This is a genomic window from Dyadobacter luteus, from assembly GCF_003383615.1.
GTDB classification, from domain to species: domain Bacteria; phylum Bacteroidota; class Bacteroidia; order Cytophagales; family Spirosomataceae; genus Dyadobacter; species Dyadobacter luteus.
In genome coordinates this window covers 29,439-47,176 of the sequence record NZ_QNUL01000023.1, presented here as the reverse complement: position 1 = coordinate 47,176, position 17,738 = coordinate 29,439, and the positions used below count along the sequence as shown (strand labels likewise).

General features: G+C 43.1%; 13 protein-coding genes. 3 read left to right on the top strand and 10 right to left on the bottom strand.

Annotation, left to right across the window (positions count from 1 at the left end):
- The first annotated feature begins 172 nt into the window (after positions 1-172).
- Both DSL64_RS21990 and DSL64_RS21985 read left to right on the top strand, forming a co-directional pair.
- Positions 173-2,044 (top strand): DUF1800 domain-containing protein, encoded by a 1,872-nt coding sequence (locus DSL64_RS21990; protein ID WP_115833098.1) that lies wholly within the window; start codon positions 173-175, stop codon positions 2,042-2,044.
- Positions 2,045-2,057: 13 nt separating this feature from the next.
- On the top strand, positions 2,058-3,332 hold the full coding sequence (locus DSL64_RS21985) for a DUF1501 domain-containing protein (protein WP_115833097.1): 1,275 nt from the start codon (positions 2,058-2,060) through the stop codon (positions 3,330-3,332).
- Here DSL64_RS21985 and DSL64_RS21980 read toward each other — a convergent pair.
- A complete protein-coding gene (locus DSL64_RS21980) occupies positions 3,329-3,973 on the bottom strand; it encodes an START domain-containing protein (protein ID WP_229217182.1) in 645 nt (214 codons plus the stop codon). The genes DSL64_RS21985 and DSL64_RS21980 overlap by 4 nt on opposite strands.
- 390 nt (positions 3,974-4,363) lie before the next feature.
- Between DSL64_RS21980 and DSL64_RS21970 the strand changes: the two genes are divergently transcribed.
- Positions 4,364-5,851: an IMP dehydrogenase gene (locus DSL64_RS21970; protein ID WP_115833094.1), complete on the top strand. Its 1,488-nt coding sequence runs from the start codon at positions 4,364-4,366 to the stop codon at positions 5,849-5,851.
- A 71-nt stretch (positions 5,852-5,922) separates the two neighbouring features.
- Here DSL64_RS21970 and DSL64_RS21965 read toward each other — a convergent pair whose 3' ends face one another.
- The 9 genes from DSL64_RS21965 to DSL64_RS21925 form a co-directional block, all read right to left on the bottom strand.
- Positions 5,923-6,303, bottom strand: a complete 381-nt coding sequence (locus DSL64_RS21965) for a hypothetical protein (RefSeq protein ID WP_115833093.1) — start codon at positions 6,301-6,303, stop codon at positions 5,923-5,925.
- A 129-nt stretch (positions 6,304-6,432) separates the two neighbouring features.
- Positions 6,433-6,705 carry a Fur family transcriptional regulator gene (locus DSL64_RS21960; protein ID WP_115833092.1) on the bottom strand — a complete coding sequence of 91 codons (273 nt, stop codon included), beginning with the start codon at positions 6,703-6,705 and terminating at the stop codon, positions 6,433-6,435.
- Positions 6,702-9,149, bottom strand: a complete 2,448-nt coding sequence (locus tag DSL64_RS21955; RefSeq protein WP_115833091.1) for an outer membrane beta-barrel family protein — start codon at positions 9,147-9,149, stop codon at positions 6,702-6,704. The genes DSL64_RS21960 and DSL64_RS21955 overlap by 4 nt, the downstream gene beginning before the upstream one ends.
- A gap of 125 nt (positions 9,150-9,274) precedes the next feature.
- A complete protein-coding gene (locus DSL64_RS21950) occupies positions 9,275-10,468 on the bottom strand; it encodes a DUF4374 domain-containing protein (protein WP_147300400.1) in 1,194 nt (397 codons plus the stop codon).
- Between the two features lie 240 nt (positions 10,469-10,708).
- Positions 10,709-12,073: a PepSY-associated TM helix domain-containing protein gene (locus tag DSL64_RS21945; RefSeq protein WP_115833089.1), complete on the bottom strand. Its 1,365-nt coding sequence runs from the start codon at positions 12,071-12,073 to the stop codon at positions 10,709-10,711.
- Between the two features lie 432 nt (positions 12,074-12,505).
- Positions 12,506-13,729 (bottom strand): DUF4374 domain-containing protein, encoded by a 1,224-nt coding sequence (locus DSL64_RS21940; RefSeq protein ID WP_158547969.1) that lies wholly within the window; start codon positions 13,727-13,729, stop codon positions 12,506-12,508.
- Between the two features lie 128 nt (positions 13,730-13,857).
- On the bottom strand, positions 13,858-16,227 hold the full coding sequence (locus DSL64_RS21935) for a TonB-dependent receptor (RefSeq protein WP_115833087.1): 2,370 nt from the start codon (positions 16,225-16,227) through the stop codon (positions 13,858-13,860).
- A gap of 79 nt (positions 16,228-16,306) precedes the next feature.
- Positions 16,307-16,945 (bottom strand): anti-sigma factor, encoded by a 639-nt coding sequence (locus DSL64_RS21930; RefSeq protein ID WP_115833086.1) that lies wholly within the window; start codon positions 16,943-16,945, stop codon positions 16,307-16,309.
- Positions 16,946-17,052: 107 nt separating this feature from the next.
- Complete coding sequence (locus DSL64_RS21925) at positions 17,053-17,616, bottom strand: RNA polymerase sigma-70 factor (protein ID WP_158547968.1); 564 nt, start codon at positions 17,614-17,616, stop codon at positions 17,053-17,055.
- Positions 17,617-17,738: the final 122 nt, after the last annotated feature.

Sequence of the window (17,738 nt, the reverse complement as noted above, 5' to 3'; positions counted from 1 at the left end):
CGAACATGCACCGGTTTTTTCGTATTTGCAGGTATCGGGAATAGGCTATACTGCGTTAGTAACCATGTCGGGCAAGGTTTTTATAAAATTCTGATCAATATCTGAACTGGTATTAAACCTAAGGTTTTTATATTGTCAAAGGGATCTGAATTCCTCAACCAATAACCTCGTTATGAAAAGGATACAACGTATTTCGTTTCCCCTATTACTGTTTTTCGGTTTTTGGTTCTATTCATTTCATCCTGCTGAGCCACCGAAAATCAAATTTCCATACAAAGCTGCAGGACTCAATGACCGCCAGGCAGCTGCTCACCTTTTGAGCAGGTTCACCTTTGGGGCCACGCCCTCACAAATTGATGCAGTGGTAAAGCAAGGGCTCGTGGCATGGTTTGAAAGTCAGCTGAATGCCACCTACAAAGACGATTCTTTGAAAAGCAGATTAGGCGCATACGATGCTATCAACCTGAGTAATGAAGAAGTACTGCTGAACTTTCCCAAAAACTTTCAGGTCGTGCGCATGGCGATCAACGATAGTATTATCAGTAAAGACTCCGTCGGGTCGAAAAGTCCGCAGTACCGGGCTGCGATCGACAACTATATGGCTTCCAATGGTTTCAGGCCTCAGAAGGATCTTAACCAGCAGTTTATCAATCAAAAAATACTTCGGTCGGTTTACAGTGAAAATCAGTTACAGGAAGTGATGACCAGTTTTTGGTTTAATCATTTCAATGTGTCGCTAACCAAGGATGATTGCTCTCATTTTATTCCTGCATACGAAAGAGACGTAATCCGGCCTCAGGCATTGGGCAATTTCAGTGATCTGTTGATAGCTACTGCAAAATCACCTGCGATGTTGTATTATCTTGACAATTTCAGCAGCGCATCGGATAATAATCCGTTTAATAAAAAGAAAGATAAAAAGCAGCCACAACCTGCTGCACCGACCGGCGCTGTCGCCGACACCCTGATCGCAAGACTCAAAAAAATACGAAAAGAGAAAGGTATCAACGAAAACTATGCAAGGGAGGTAATGGAACTCCATACCATGGGCGTTGACGGAGGCTATTCTCAACAGGATGTGACCGAAGCAGCACGGGTACTGACCGGCTGGACCATTTACCCGTTTCAGGTCAACAGAAAAACAAAGGCACTGGAACGCAGCGCACGTTTTGAAAAAGAGGGCTTTGTAAGAGACGGGGATTTTCTGTTCGCTGCCAACAGGCATGATGCCGGTACTAAGACGGTATTGGGTAAACAATACGGACCTGACAAAGGATACGCAGAAGGGGTTGAGTTATTGAACGATCTGGCCATCCATCCATCGACTGCAAAATTTATCTGCAAAAAAATAGCCACCCGTTTTGTCAGCGATCAGCCCGTGCAAAGCCTGGTTGAAAAAATGAGTAAAACTTTCCTTTCGCAAAAAGGAGATATCAAAGCTGTTCTGATTACCATGGTTTCGGCCAGGGAATTCTGGGAACCCGGCGCCTTACGTGAAAAGACTAAATCTCCGTTTGAACTAGCCATCGGGGCCATCCGCAGTTTGAATGCGAAAGTGGAAGACCCCTACCCTTTATTTAACTGGATCTCACGAATGGGTGAAAGAATATATTCCTACCAGGCACCTACAGGCTTTCCCGACAAGGGGCAATATTGGATTAACACGGGAGCGCTGCTGAATAGGATGAATTTTGGGTTGGCACTGGCCTCTGGTAAAATTTCAGGTATCCGGGCTGATCTACCCGCTCTGAACCAGTACCATGAACCTGAAAGTTCACAAGCCGCTTTGGTCACTTACAGCAAGCTGATCATCCCCGAACGTGATCTTGCCAAAACAGTGGAACGGCTTAAGCCTATGCTAAATGATCCTGAACTGAGTGAAAAAGTGAACAAAGCCAGCCAGGCCACAGCAGGAAACGACAACGATATGCAGGCTGCAAACAAGACAACAACTACTGCCAAACCAGCCAGGAAAGAAAATGTCACCATGCTGGCCCAGGTTGTAGGTGTGATCATCGGTTCTCCCGAATATCAGCGACGTTAAAACATAACATGCTATGAAAACTTCAAGAAGAGTATTTTTAAAATCAGGCGGACTGGCCCTGTTTGGCATTGGGCTGGCAGGTAGTATACCGCCATTTGTTGCAAGAGCTGTGGCAGCGGAACAAAACAAAATGCCATTCAATAAAAGGAAGACGCTCATTTGTATTTTTCAACGCGGTGCGATGGATGGTTTGATGGCCGTCACTCCTTTTAATGATCCGTTCCTGAAAGCTGCAAGACCAAATCTGATGATGTCTGCTGCACAATCTGCTAACGGAAAATCATTGATTGATCTGGACGGAAAATTTGGCTTACACCCTTCTATGCAGGCTTTTGAACCTCTTTTTCGTGAAGGACGCCTTGGCATCGTACACGGTATAGGATCCCCGAATACTACCCGCTCACACTTCGACGCGCAGGATTACATGGAGTCTGGCACTCCGTTCCAGAAAGGAACGCCAAGTGGATGGCTCAACAGAGCACTGGGACTTTTGCAGGAAGATCATCTGTCGCCATTTGCGGGAGTAGCACTTACCTCTGCGATGCCACGCTCCTTTTACGGCGATAATCCCTCTGTCGCCATCAGCAATCTTCAGGACTTTTCTATTCAAATGCGCGGCAACCAGGCAGGAACCAATATGGCTGCCAAAAGCTTCGAAGAGCTTTACGACAAAACTGCTTCGGGACTGCTGCAGGAAGCCGGAAGGGAAAGTTTTGAAGCTATGAAAATTCTGAAGACAGCGGATTTAAAAAATTACAAACCTGCCGAAGGAGTTACTTACCCTGGCTCAGCATTAGCAAATGCATTGAAACAGATTGCCCAGCTTATTAAAATGAACGTCGGGCTTGAAGTTGCTTTTGCTGAATCGAACGGTTGGGATACCCACTTCAATCAGGGAACAGACAATGGTGTTTTTGCACGTAATGTTGCAGATTTGAGTAATAGCATCAGCGCGTTCTGGAACGACTTAAGCGCGTATCAGGATGACGTAATGCTTATGACGATGACCGAGTTTGGAAGAACCGTTCGCCAGAACGGAACCAGAGGAACGGATCATGGAAGGGCGTCCTGTAATTTCATTTTGGGAAATAATGTTCAGGGCGGAAAGGTATACGGGCGTGTGGATGAATTGTCTGAAGATAACCTGGAAGACAAACGTGACCTTGCTGTAACTACTGACTTCAGAAGCGTATTCAGCGAAGTTGCCACGCAGCACTTACACCTGAAAAACAGTGCGACACTATTTCCTGAATGGAAACAGGAAAATATTGGCTTAATAAAAACTTAGTTTGTAATGAACGGAAGAGAAACATTGTGATAACGGGGCAGCCTGATTTGCTGCCTCATATTTTTAAAGCTCTCCATCGGTCCCTGCGCCGCCAGCATATTCACCATCCAGGCAGGAATAATCCCTCCCGGATCTACCTGTAAAGTGTATTGCACCTGCACCTTATTTCCGGCAAGTGGAGTAATTGTCCAGTAGCCTAGTGACTTCCGTATTCTGACAACACCCTTGTTTTCATTTACCCAGCCCGGAACTGCCGGCGCATTCATTGTTACCACTTTGGTAATCGCGTCCTGTGTAACACGCACATGCGCAACAAAATCGCGGTTCTCTAACGGCCAGGGCAATGCCACTTCCGAGTAATAATAGAGTTCCGAAGGTGATATTCTCTTCACCAATGTGCAGGATTTTGTATGCGAAACCCACTGTATAGCCACTGGCAAATCCATTAACAGGGTTACGAGCTGTGATGCCGATGCTTCCAATGTACACTCCACCTTCACAGCCTTCACCTTACTCGTAGACACCGATTTTGAAAATACACTGATTCCCTCATCCTCTGCAATTAATCTCCAGTCGGACTGGGCTGATACCATATTCCCGCACTGCAAGAGGAAAAACAACATATAATATATTCTGTGCATGGAACTCCGGGTTGGTTCTACTGTTACTTCTGATTGCACCAAAAGTACAATATATATTTTGCGACATATATAGTCACCCGCAAAATTAACGCTACCTTAAAAAAGCGATGCGAAGCCAGGATTTCTCAACAGTCTTTTCAGGATCGGATGGAAAGAAGATTAATAAATTTGTAAAATCTGCGTGAGCTAACGCTGAAAATCCGCATTTTCTTTTGAAATTTGCATGAATGAAGCCATCAAGCATATCGTTTTGCAGATAATCATTCGGCAGATACCATCCTGGCAAAAAAATATTTTTTGCAAAAAACGAATTCCCGGCGACAAATTTTAGTTACATACAGAACCAGTTGCCCCAAGCAGCTATTAAAGCCTCAAACTTAAAAAAATACAATGGCTAAGTACTTAAACGAAACGTCAAGGACTTTCAGTGAATTCCTGCTTATTCCGGGACTTACTACAAAAGACTGTGTTCCTCCAAAGGTTTCTCTAAAAACTCCGCTAACCAAATACGCTAAGGGACAAACTCCTGACATTGAACTGAATGTTCCCTTTGTTTCTGCAATTATGCAATCAGTTTCGAATGATGGCATGGCAATAGCACTGGCAAAGAATGGTGGGGTTTCTTTTGTGTTCGGATCTCAGACTATCCAGGACCAGGCTGAAATGATTCGTAAGGTAAAAAACCATAAGTCAGGTTTTGTAATCAGTACAGCTAACCTCACTCAGGAGCATACATTGAGAGATGTAATTGCTCTTAAGGCCAAAACAGGTCACTCAACCATTGCCATTACAGACGACGGAACAGCCGAAGGCAAACTATTGGGAATTGTTACCAGCCGTGATTACAGAGTCGGAACTGATTCACATGATAAGAAAGTGAAGGAGTTTATGACTCCGTTCTCGAAACTGGTTACAGCGCAATTGGGTTGCACTTTGAAAGAAGCGAACGATTTGATCTGGGAGCATAAGCTGAACAGCCTTCCAGTGATAGACGAGGAAGCACGATTCAGATTTTTTGTATTCAGAAAAGATTATGACAACCATAAGGACAACCCTTACGAACTTACGGACAAGCAGAAAAAACTGGTTGTAGGAGCCGGTATCAATACCCGCGATTACAAGGAGCGTGTTCCTGCATTGGTTGAAGCTGGTGCTGATATTCTTTGTATTGATTCATCGGATGGCTTTTCGGAATGGCAGCGCGACACACTACAGTACATTAAGCAAGAGTTTGGTGATAAAGTGAAAGTGGGTGCGGGTAATGTTGTAGATAAAGAAGGCTTCTTGTACCTGGTTGAATCCGGAGCAGATTTTATAAAAGTGGGTGTTGGTGGCGGTTCTATCTGTATCACGCGTGAAACAAAAGGTATAGGCCGCGGACAAGCAACTGCACTGATCGAAGTGGCTGAAGCAAGAGATAAATATTTCGAAGAAACCGGTATTTATGTCCCTATTTGTTCGGATGGTGGTATTGCACAGGATTACCATATGGTACTTGCCCTTGCAATGGGTGCAGATTTCCTGATGATGGGTCGCTATTTCGCACGTTTTGACGAAAGCCCTACAAGAAAGCTCCTTGTTAACGGAAACTATGTAAAAGAGTATTGGGGTGAAGGATCTAACCGCGCACGTAACTGGGAACGTTATGACATGGGTGATACCGACGGACTCAAATTTGAAGAAGGCGTTGACAGTTATGTTCCATATGCAGGTACGTTGAAAGACAACCTGGCTATTACATTGGGTAAGATCAAATCAACGATGTGCAGCTGCGGAACACTATCCATAAAAGAACTGAAAGACAATGCACGTATCACATTGGTATCTTCTGTAAGTATAGTGGAAGGTGGAGCACATGACGTGATCGTGAAAGAATAGATTTTTAACATAGTAAAACGGTCTGATTTGCAAATTGTAGATCAGACCGTTTTTTATACTTAGCAGGGTAACTAAGCAAGCATCCTTCTGCTCAAAGCACTCACTCTGATCCCTTTAAGGCTCTTCACTCTGGCACCTATTTCGGTCTTATCCCGAAAAGTGTAATCAGGGCCAAACAACGCCTTAAATTCTGCGATGCTCTCTTTCAGTTGCTTTCTTGACAAACCGCTGTATTCCAGCTGCAGGAACCTTGATTTCTCAGCTGTGTATTTTTTTAACTTCCAGAATTGGGGATGATTCATCCCGATGGGTGGGCGAAAATTTTCCTCGTTGTCTCTGATCAAAAATTCAAGATCAAAGTTCACTTCCGATGAATTTTTCAAGGTTTGGCTCTTGATGACAATTTTCGCCTCCCTACCTACTGCCAGTTTGAATATCTTTTCATGTATCATTTTACCTGAGAATGCTGATTAGTGATTGTTTCCATATGACTGAAAACACAAAGTCTATAAATTCGATAGACAAAGAAAAGTATTAGTTTTTATAAATGCAATGTGTTTCACATTTTTTAAGAAATCCTTTTATATCCTAACCCTGTATCTGCTTTCACGGGTGCCTGTCTGGTCCGAAGTTCGACACTCCACAAAGCCATTTTCTGTAAGCCAGTTCAATGACTGATACACCGTAGCAGGACTGATTTTTACATAACTGTTGCGTAGCAAAAGATACAGGTTGGCGGCATCCGTATAGTCCTTAGTCTTTTGTAAATAATCTGCTACCAGTAGTTTTTTACCCGGGCAGCGAACGCCTTTCGCTTTGCAATAAGCTTTGATCTTTGTTGAAATCCTGCTCATGATCCACCTTTTACACGGTTCTGAATATCTTCACTGCCCGACTGTCTTCTTCTTGAAGGAATAATGTCTTTTCCGAAACGATACGAGAACGATAACGTAGCCATTCTGCTGTCAAAACGAATATGTCCGTTCATATCCAGATTCTCGTAGCGCGCACGCTGAATGCGCTGGCGTCCCTGAAAAATGTCATTTACCATGAGCTTCACAGTGGCCTTTTTGCTAAAGACAGACTTCTGCACTCCCGCCGAGATTACAGAGTATCCCTTCGTTACAAATACACCGTATACAGTTTTTGAATTATAGTAACCGGTCAGTTCGGCAGAATACCCATTACCGAAAGTGAACGTATTCTGAGTATTGAATGAGAAAGTAACAATGCTGTTGTTCAAATCTCCTCCATTCTGATCTCCTTTGTACTGATTCCGATACACATTGACGAAATTGTTGCTACTCCACCAGCTGGCAGGTTGTAAAGAGGCTGTAAAACTGATTCCGTAATTAATAAAGCTCTTAAGGTTCTGCGGACTTTGCGATGTGGTATTCAGCGAATCCACCTGTCCCATCATCCAGTTCATTACATCCGATGTGTAGCTGTAATTAATGGCTGTTATAAACTTCCCTTTTAATGAATGGCTCAGTTCCAATGAATGTGTAAGCTCGGGCCGCAGAAAAGGATTTCCTTCATAATACAAAAACGGATCACGTAAAAAGCGGAATGGATTAAGGTCACTGTAATCAGGTCGTTCCACTCTTCGGCTGTACGAAAACTGTCCGGTATGTTTGTCATTAAAAGTTTGTGTCGCAAAAAAGCTTGGGAAAAGCTGAAAATAGTTACGCTTCACCAGTGAGTCTGTGGTTACCTGGTTACTGGTTGTCTGTGTATTCTCTCCTCTCAATCCGAGTTGCAAACTTAGCTTGCCAAATTCCTTACTTACATTCACATAGCCGGCGTGAATGGTTTCCTTGTACTTGAAGTGATTGCTCCATGACGGATCTTTCACCCACTGACCGTTGCTCAATGTATCATAGTTGAGATTATTGTCTACATCCACATAGCTACTTTTCCAACCCGTTTCCAGCTTGGCCTTTTCTCCGAACGGATGCACATAATCTAATTTACCCACATAAACATAAGTAAGAGACGGTACAAAACCTTTCCTAACCGAACGCGTTGCGAGCGAAGGATTCTCGTCATTCAGATAGCGGGTATCCATTGTTTGGTTGGATCTGTTATCATTGACTGAATAATCAAGATCCACCGAAAACTCACGTCCTTTGTCGTCGAACTGATGCACCCAGTTCGCATTGTAGGCTGTACTGTTCCAACGATCCAGATTATCATTATGGGTCTGAGGACGACTTAGTACATCTCCCGCGCCTGAAACCAGCAGGTTACTGGTGTTATTATCATTGATGTATTTACCGAAATTTCCTTTAACCAAAATCCCGAAAGTATTTTTTTCATTTGCAAAAAAGTCAACCCCTGCTTTGTAGTTGTTGGTGTAAAGCGGTTCGTTTGTTCTGGTATCTTGGTAAGAAATACGATTGGGAACTGCTCCGGGATTTCCGTCATGAAATCGCCTGACATAACTAACATATTCGATTTCTCCCCGGTAAGCCCGGTCATAACTGCCATATACGTTCACCTTCCCACTCCGGTAGTTCAGATTTGTTCCTGCACCATAACGATTGGCTCTGCTTCGGGCGGCATTCACATACACACTTCCATTGATACCCGCTTTGTCACTCTTTTTAAGCACAATGTTGATCATACCGGAATTACCAGCGGCATCGTACTTAGCAGAAGGATTGGCGATAATTTCTATTCTGGACACAGATCCGGAAGCAGTCCCCCTCAGCAAAGTAGTCAGTTCCCGTTGTGAAAGATAAGTCAGCTTCCCATTCAGCATGATGGTAACTCCGGCTCTTCCTTTCAATGAAACATTTCCCTCATCGTCGACCGTTACGCCCGGAGCCCGCTCCAGCAATTCCAACGCTGTATTTCCCTCGGCCAGAATGCTGTTCTCAATATTAAGAATAGTCCTGTCGATACGCTGTTCCACTAATGGCTTCTTCGCCGTAACTGTCACCGTTTGCAGCAATTGCTCATCGGCTTCCATCGTTATCTTACCCAGATTTACCTCATTACCTGTAAGATTAATCAGTGTTGAAGTATAAGTCTTATAACCTACAAAACCAGCGGTGACGTAATATGTTTTTCCCGGCACTTTCTCAAACATGAACTTTCCGGTAGAATCAGAAAGTGTCCCTTTGGCCAGCAGTGAGTCTTTTGCTGAAAACAACGCCACTGTTGCGTATTCTATCGGTTGACCCGAAACGCTGCTGAGTTGTCCGCGGACAGAGGCTGTATTCTGACCAAAAGCCAGACCTCCGGCCAGCCATGCCGCAGCCAGCATGGTGAAATTTCTTGTTGTGTTTTTCATTTGATACCCTTAATCAGGTATTTAGATTTTTTGTTAGACGCATACAGGTCATCGTGCCATCTGATTTACAGTAGCACTCCCCCCGAATATTATTTCCGGATCCCCTTCCTCGGAATCCGATATTTCTATAGTTTTTTGATAATCAACGCTTTTCCTTCCACTTTAAGCCCCTTTTTAAGAGACCCCGTCTTGGTGTTGTATTCCCAGACGTAGGATTCATTCTTCTTTTCCGTCACACCAATATAAGCCATTCCATTATCAACCAGCACATTCTCTGTGAAGCCCAGTACATCCGCAGGCAGGTCCAGTTTGGTTTTGGTTTGTGCGTGAATATCAAGCAGATAATAGTCAGCCACACCGCGACCCAGATAATCCATATACTGTTTCACTTTCTTTCTTTCGATCATCTTGATGAGCGCTTTGCCTTCCCCCAAAGGATAGAGCATATAACCTTCCTTATCTGCGTCACCAATTTCAAAAAAATACTCTTTATCAAGTGTTTCGGTACCTTTCCGGATTCTGTAAAGAGCCGTTTTGGCCGAATGATGCCGGTGAGTTCGCTCACCCGGAGCCGCCAGAAAATAGATGTCTCCATTTTCCTGCATGGAATAGGTTGCGTGCAGGTAAAGTCCTCCCGGCGACGTTGAACGCGTATCCGTCTCAATTTTCAATGTTTTCATAGACGGATATTCAATCACCGCCAGAAATGTAGTATCGCTGCTTGGTTTTTTACTTTGCCATCCTGTATGGTGCGTGTAGCCTACAAAAAGCCGGTTGTCACGATAAACTCCCAGGACACCACCAAAATGCTGATCATCTGCCGGTTGCGGTATATCCAGATCTCCACTCTTTACAATTTTCATGGATTTCACATCGATAATACTATAAGTAAACCTATGTCCGTCCATAGAACTTCCCAGCAATATCGTATTGTCATCAATCCAGTTATACCAGCTCTCATAAGCATTCCAGGCTACCTGATGAAACGGAATTTCAACGTCTGTTATCAAACCTTTGTCAGTCGGGATGTACCTGGTAAACTTAGGCTTACCGTCATCAATACCATAAAAATATCCGTTCCCGTAAGCTGATACCAAACTGTATATTTTTTCAGCATCCGGTCTTATTTTCAAAAAACCACCTGACAATGAATCAGTTGTCAGCAAATATTCCTCATCTTCCTCTTCTCCCGCGAAAACAATGATACCGTACTTTGCTTTAGTCCGTTCTGCATCTGTTTCCTTTTGCGCTGATGTACAGGCCTTAAACAAAAACGCCGTAACCAAAAGGTATAAAAAAATGATTCGAAACGGTCTCACAAAAATCCTTTAATTAATGGTTATCAATGTATTTATCCTGATCTGTAAAGTTACAAAAACACATTGTTTCCCATTTTTTATTTATTTCTTTTATCTCTTTATGACAAAACTACCGATCCTGATTATACGATGACTAGAAATTGGCGACCTTAACTTGTTCCGCCGCGTGGTGGAACGAAGATTGTGACAATCCCTTCTACTACGCTCAGGGTTGACAACATCATCACATTGACAGCATCACTAATCATTGCCTGCATTATCACTCACATTCAAATTAACCGAAACTTCCGGTTTTACAGCCTTGGGTCTAAATGCCGGTTTCCGGGGTTCTGCTCCTGCTGAATCTGCTTTGGGTTTTACTCCCGGTTGCTTCGTCGCCTTCCCAACTTTCTTCTTTTTACCATTTCCAAAGCCTTTTCTGTTCCACCAGATGATAAAACCTGTTACCGGAAGAGATGCGCCTATTAAGGCTGCCAGAAATGCAAGCACCTTTCCAGGGAAACCTAATATACTTCCCACATGGATATCATAATTCATCCGACGCAATTTACCCGCAAAAGAGGCTTCAGCAAAGGCTTTATCATATACTTCGTTCCGCTCCAACCTTTTCAAAGTATGTCTGTCAAAATTATAAGAGACAGTATTGTAAAATTGTCCTGCTGTTGGATAAACCGTAAAATTGAGCGTTGATTTCGTATCCGTCGTATCAGGAAATCCATAGTAAAACCCTGTTGTGGCCGGATTCTCAGCTACGACCTTGGCCCACGCTTTATCTAATGCCTGCGCCGAAGTATAAAATTTACCATTTTGCAACGAATCCGATTTGTTTTCCTTCCATTCCGGTTCTGACTCACCTCCTGATGTTACCCAATACAAACCGTTACTATACCATTCTATTCCATAAACCATGCCCGTGAGTGCGATGGCGAGTAAAAATAACAATGAGTAAAATCCAAGTACATTATGAAGATCCAGGTTGATACGTTTCCATGTACCATTCCGTTTGATCTTAAAACTCTTGTCGCGTGTGCTTTGTGTCCATTTTTTAGGATACCACCATATCAGTCCTGTAATCAGTAGTACCACAAAAACCATGGTGGCATAATTTACTATTGGCCGGCCTATTTCCCAGGGCAGCCAGAGAAACCTGTGCCCGTTCAATATCCAGCGAAAAAAATCCTCTTCATCTTTCAAATGCTTTTTTACTGCCTGAATCTCACCTGTATATGGATTCATCAGTACCGTATAATAAAAAGCAGCATCGTAGTCGCCAACGCCCACGTTCACAGCTCTTCCCTGTTGCAACTGCGCATAGGTAACCTTCTGCCCGGGAAATTTTTGGGCTGCAATCTCACGTATCACTGAGGGAGCTAGTACAGCCTTTTCCTGCTTTTCTGCTCGTGTCTCAGGCTCAATAAGCCAGGTTATCTCGGAATTAAAAACCCAGATACAACCAGTTACACATACGATGAAAACGATAATTCCGGAAATCAAACCCAGCCAAAGATGAAGCCAGTCATTGACTTTTCTGAAAGTAGACTTTCCTTCACGCTTTACCTTTCCTCCATTTTCCAATACCTTACCCGATCTTTTTAAAGGATTCATATCATTGAATAGCTGCTACATTCCTGTTTTTTGGTTGAGGATCAGGTGGCATTCATATATAAGTTGCATAACTACCCCTTAACCCGAATGTCGGGCAGAAAAAAAATATATTTTTTCTGCCCGACGTACTCAGTTTAATCTTTTGAACGCGTAATAAATACCTGTATCGGTTTCTTTAACCACAAGTTCATCTGCCGACTGTTCAAGAATCACGAAGTTCCTGTCCGGATTATGCAGACTTAGCTTCTGACCATCCACTTCATATACCCAATAGGTTTTTAAAGTATTCCCGTTAAAGGTAAATGCATTCCAGCGGGCTCCGGCTTTTGTTCATCATTTTTGCAGGAAGCAACCGCAACAAGAAATAGAAGTAATAAAAGGTAAGTGTTAAAAAGATGTTTCATGACTTGTCAGGGATATTTCTGTTGCTGCTTAATATTCGATTTTTGAAATTGTAGTCACATCACTGATATTTTCAAATTCCAAACCTCTCGTACCTGTTGCAGTGCTCGCATTGATGTTGTACACATAGTGTTTACCTGCATCATCCTTCATCACATAACGAATAGTGTTTTTGTCAGCTTCTACAAAAGTTTTCTGCTTGTAGCCCATCTGAGCATGTTCAGGAACTCCTGTTACCCATGTGATTGTCTGCGCTTTCACGTCGACGATAGCCAGTTTAGTACGACCCGTCCATTCCTCCACTTCTTTTGCATTAATAAAGAAAGACATCAGGAATTTACCGTTACCCACATAGTCACCCCTTGAAACTTTCAAACCACCTGATTTTGCTTCCAGATTGAAGAAGTAACTCTGATCGAAAACCTCTGTATCCTTTTTGATACGAACAATTGCCGACGGATTCTTGGATTTTACAGCCGTTGAGTAGGCGTATACATCTCCATCCTCAATTTGTTTCATTCCATGCATTCCGAACCAGCTTCCAATCGGTCCCGTACGCCCATCGCGGATAATTTTTTTGAATTCAAGACCTGGATATGTAACAGCCAATACCCAGGTACTGTCTCGGAATTTTGTTTCAGTAACTCCTGTTTCCGTCGGTGACAGCTCATAAGGAAGGAAAAGCATATTGTTTCCAGCTTCGAATACCCCGTACCATGTCGGCCACTCTGTACCAATTGCCATTTTACTCATATCAATCGTGTTACGTCCTGATAGCACCAGATTATTTGCATCAAATCTGAATATGGTAGCACCAGGGCTTGTAGGGGTTCCAGACCAGCTTCCTCCTACCCAGGAATCAGTTCCTACTGCATTGTATATAGCCGCGGTGGGCGCATTTACAGTATTACCGATTTTCACGACGTTCCCCTTGCTGTCTAAACCGTATGGTGTTACAGGTCCTTGATCACCCCAAACTGCAGCGAATAGTTTATTATTCTGAGGAACAAAAGAATAGGCATCCGTTTCGACACCATTCACCAGATTCACCTTACCACCTGTTAGCGAATCGGCAGTAATAATGTAAGGAGCAGATTCCGAACCAGTTGATCCTACCGAGTAGGCAACAAATACATACTTGGATTTTCCGGTTGGTTCAACATTGCCACCTGTTTCCTCTTTGTCAGAACTACATGATGTAAAACCCAGCATTCCCAATGCGAACATGCCCAGTATAAACCTGTTTGTTTTCATTTTGAAAAGAATTAGTAATAAATAATTGATTGTAAGTACTTGTGAGAGATTCGTTTCTACTCTCTCTCTTAATAACATTATGATAATCAGCGAAGTCATAGCTAATCACTACAAGCTAAAGACTGAGTCTACTTCACGATGAAATAGCGTAGCTTCACATTGAAGGAGCGGCTTGGCTTTTGCAGGCTGAAATTGTCGTACAGTAATGCATCCGCTATGTTGCGGCATTCTACGGCGATGTTGTATTTACCATTGGCCAGCGAATAGGTGACATTCGCGTCATGAGCGATCTGCTCAGGAATGGTGAGCTTACTGCTCGCAGCTCCCTGGCTCGGCCACCTCAGGTAATACTCATGCACATAAAGCATGTTGTAACCAATGGTTAGTGTATTGCCCTGCCTCCCTATGTTCTGGAAAACCAAGGATGCATTTCCATTCCCGAACAGATACGGCATATTTGGAATACGGTCTTTATACACCGGACTTACAGTACTGGTTTGCCCTTCATATTTAGTATTATTGAGGATGTTCTGATACGTGACATTAATTCCCGCAGTGAATAATCTCTTGAATGAATACCTGATTTCGGCATCGGCACCGCTATTGGTCACGTTACGCAGATTGACCATTTGCTGTACCGCACGGTTGTAGGAAGTATAAACACTAGGTCTGATAAAGTCCTTTGCAGAGCGATAAATCACGTTTCCATCAAAATAAAAATGATGTATCTTATTCAGTGAAGTAGTATAGTTCACACCCAAATTGAAATTCTGGCTACTTTCAGGACGAAGAGAAAAGTTAGAGGCAAGGTTAATTACATCACCGAACATTTCATCATTTTCAGGCAGACGATAGCTTTTTTCAAATGAACCCTTTAGCTGCAGATTAGGAAGCAGAAAATAAGTTGTAGCCACACCATAACCTTCCTGCGTGAACTTGTTTTGCTGGGTGTAATATTCATCGTTCAGAATGTTGTAGGAACTGCTGTTCTGAATATATTCTTTGAAAAACAAAGAAGTGTTCCACTTACTGTTCAGATCGAAACGGTAGCCGATACCAATCACGTTCTTTGTAGTTTTCTGCGGCATTTTGTTTCCCTTGTCATCCGGCTTCAACTCATCTTCTCCCTGCCGGTCGAAAGTATTAAATGTGTTATTGATCACAATTGAATGCTTCGCACTAATCTGATAACTCAGGTTGGCATTGAACAACCCATTGTTGTTTCTGAACTTATAAAGTGTTCTCGCTGATTCCCCTCCAGGTGTATCAGGATTACCTTTGTAGATAAACCCACCCAGCCAGTTGTATTGCTTATAGGCAGTGTCGATAGACTGTTCCTGCCCGAAATTAAAGTTTCCGTTAAAGCTCAGGTTTAAGCCTTTTACAAACAGATCATTTTTCGAATATCTGATAGAAGGCATGACGATATTACCTTTTCTACGGCGCTCACCGTATACATCATACATTCTGTTACCAGTCTGAATCTCAGCCTTGTTCTGCCCGAGGGTCATGCCGATTGTTAATCTGTCCGCAAACTTTTTATTTACCACGCCTACGTTGGTTATCACCGTCTCATTGCGATAGGTATCGTTAAAGCGGCGCACACGCATAGGAACGTAAAGACCTGTGTTTAAGTCAGGTACTACGTCCACGTTAACCCAGTAATTATTATCAGAATAATTTTGAAAAGCGTTTACCTGAAAAGTAAATCCATTTTCAGTAGTGATACCGGTGTTAATAGCCGTACGGTGTGTGTTAAACGATCCGTATGAGTAGGACGCATCCAGATAATTACGACGGTTAGGATTTGTAACGATGTTAACCGCACCACCCAACGCATCGGCACCCAGCCAGATAGGTACAACGCCTTTATACACTTCAATACGATCCGCAAGATTGACCGGAATGTTGTTGAGCTGGAACGACGAACCAAAATTGTCCATCGGTATGCCATCCATAAAGAACTTCACTTGCTTTCCGGTGAAACCGTTAAGCGAAAAATTGAAGCTGGAACCTACTCCGCCGGATTCCCTCACACGAACACCAGATACCCGGTCGAGCACATTGGATAGGTCAAGTGTCGTGTTGTGTAGTTGTTTGGCATCAATGGCTGTAACATTAAACGCAAGCTTACTGGTTTCCTTCGCTTCTGTCAAACCAATCACTGAAGCTTCTTCAAGTTCTCTTGCACCTGTACTCAGCTTGAAATCAACACGTTGATCATCTCCATCTTTAAGCACAACCTCTCTGATCTGGGATTCATAACCCAGAAATGTTGCAACCAAAGAGACCCTGCCAGCTTTGAGTTTATCCAGTTTGAAATTTCCCCTGGCATCAGTAAATGTACCCTGGGAATTGTCCTTAACAGAAATGGTGGCACCCGGTAACACCTCACCATCAGAGGATTTTACAGTGCCATGAACCGCAGATTTTTGGGCAAAGGATAACAATGTACAGGCACAAAGCGTGCCTGTAATGAAGATTTTTTTAACTTGCATTACTTTTAATTTTTGACGACTTTAAAAGTTCCACGCTTGCGTGGACGAGCCGTACGGTTGGCGCCGTGCGGTTCTTTTTTTAGATCACTACACTGCCTGGCAGCTCGTTGACCATATTCCTGTTAATAATTATTATTTCATTTTCCTCCATTGGATCATGTAATGCAACATAGGATTTTCCTGGTTTGCAGGTGATGGTGTGCTCAGCTATGCCTCTGGTTTTACAGGTTGAGCTGAATACAATGCGTATATCTTTTGTGGAACGGTTGGTCACTTCCATCGCCCCGCAGAAACTAATGCTGTTTATCGTGTTCGTCAGACTCGCGTGTGCCTTACTATGTGCTGACAAGCGAAACACAAGACCGGAATCACTGTTAAAATCCTTGGTGTGCTGTCCTGACAAATTATCAAGAGACAATTGATTATCAGCGCTTACGATGGCATTCTGATACCAGCCAATTCCAATCATTCCTATCGCCAGACAAGCCGCAGCAGCATATCTCCATAGTTGGCGAGATCTTTGTCTGCGTGTGTCGGCTGAGGTTATCCGTTCGCGAACAGCTTGAAACATATCGCCGCCTGCATTTACCCCGGCGCGAAATACCATCTCCTGTCCCTCCGGCTTCGAAGTTTCCAGCCATAGCTCCACCACCGCTCTCTCGCTGCCGGTAAGCTCATTATTGCTGTATTTCCTTAAAAGTTCGTTGGTGATCTCCATGACTTAGATATGTTCCGTAGTTATGTTGAACAACCCATCGCGAAGTCCCAATGAATATGAAAAAAAATCAGAATTATTTTGCAGAAACGAAAGAAGAAAGATAGCACCTACTCCAACATGGAGCGAATAGAAGATAATGCACGGGTAAGATGATTCTTGACAGTTTTTTCTGAGATTACCATTTCCACTGCGATTTCCTTTGTATTGAGCCCCTGTGAGCGACTTAATTCAAAAACTCTTCGGCATTGATTTGGTAAAGTCTGCACGAAATGCTGAAGCTGCGTATTGAGCTCATTGAGCATTACATGATTTTCTGTCGTATTCTCCTGCCCGTGAAGATTGTGGGCAAATTCATCCAGATGACGACGGTGGATTTGATTGGTGCGGTAGTATTCAAGAATCTTCAATTTCACTGAACGATAGAGATAATGAACTACTTCACCCTCTATGACCAGCGTTTTACGTCTGTCCCAAAGTGAAAAAAACACATCCTGCACTACTTCTTTAGCTAGCTCTTCGTCGGCAAGCCGGTAGGTAGCCAGGGCAAAGAGTTTTTCCCAATGTTGATTATAGATTGCCTCAAATGATTGCTCATCAATAGTGAATGGAGAATTATTTTGTGGCGTATAATCTTTCAAAGCCTGGTAGTATGATAGTTCCTGACTCCGCAAAGGTATATACTTATTTAAAATAAGTCCAAATAAAATAATTTCATTAATCTCATTTTAATTCAAAAAAAGTACACAAAATCCTTTCAGGAACATACGCGACACTTGTGACAACCGTTAGATAA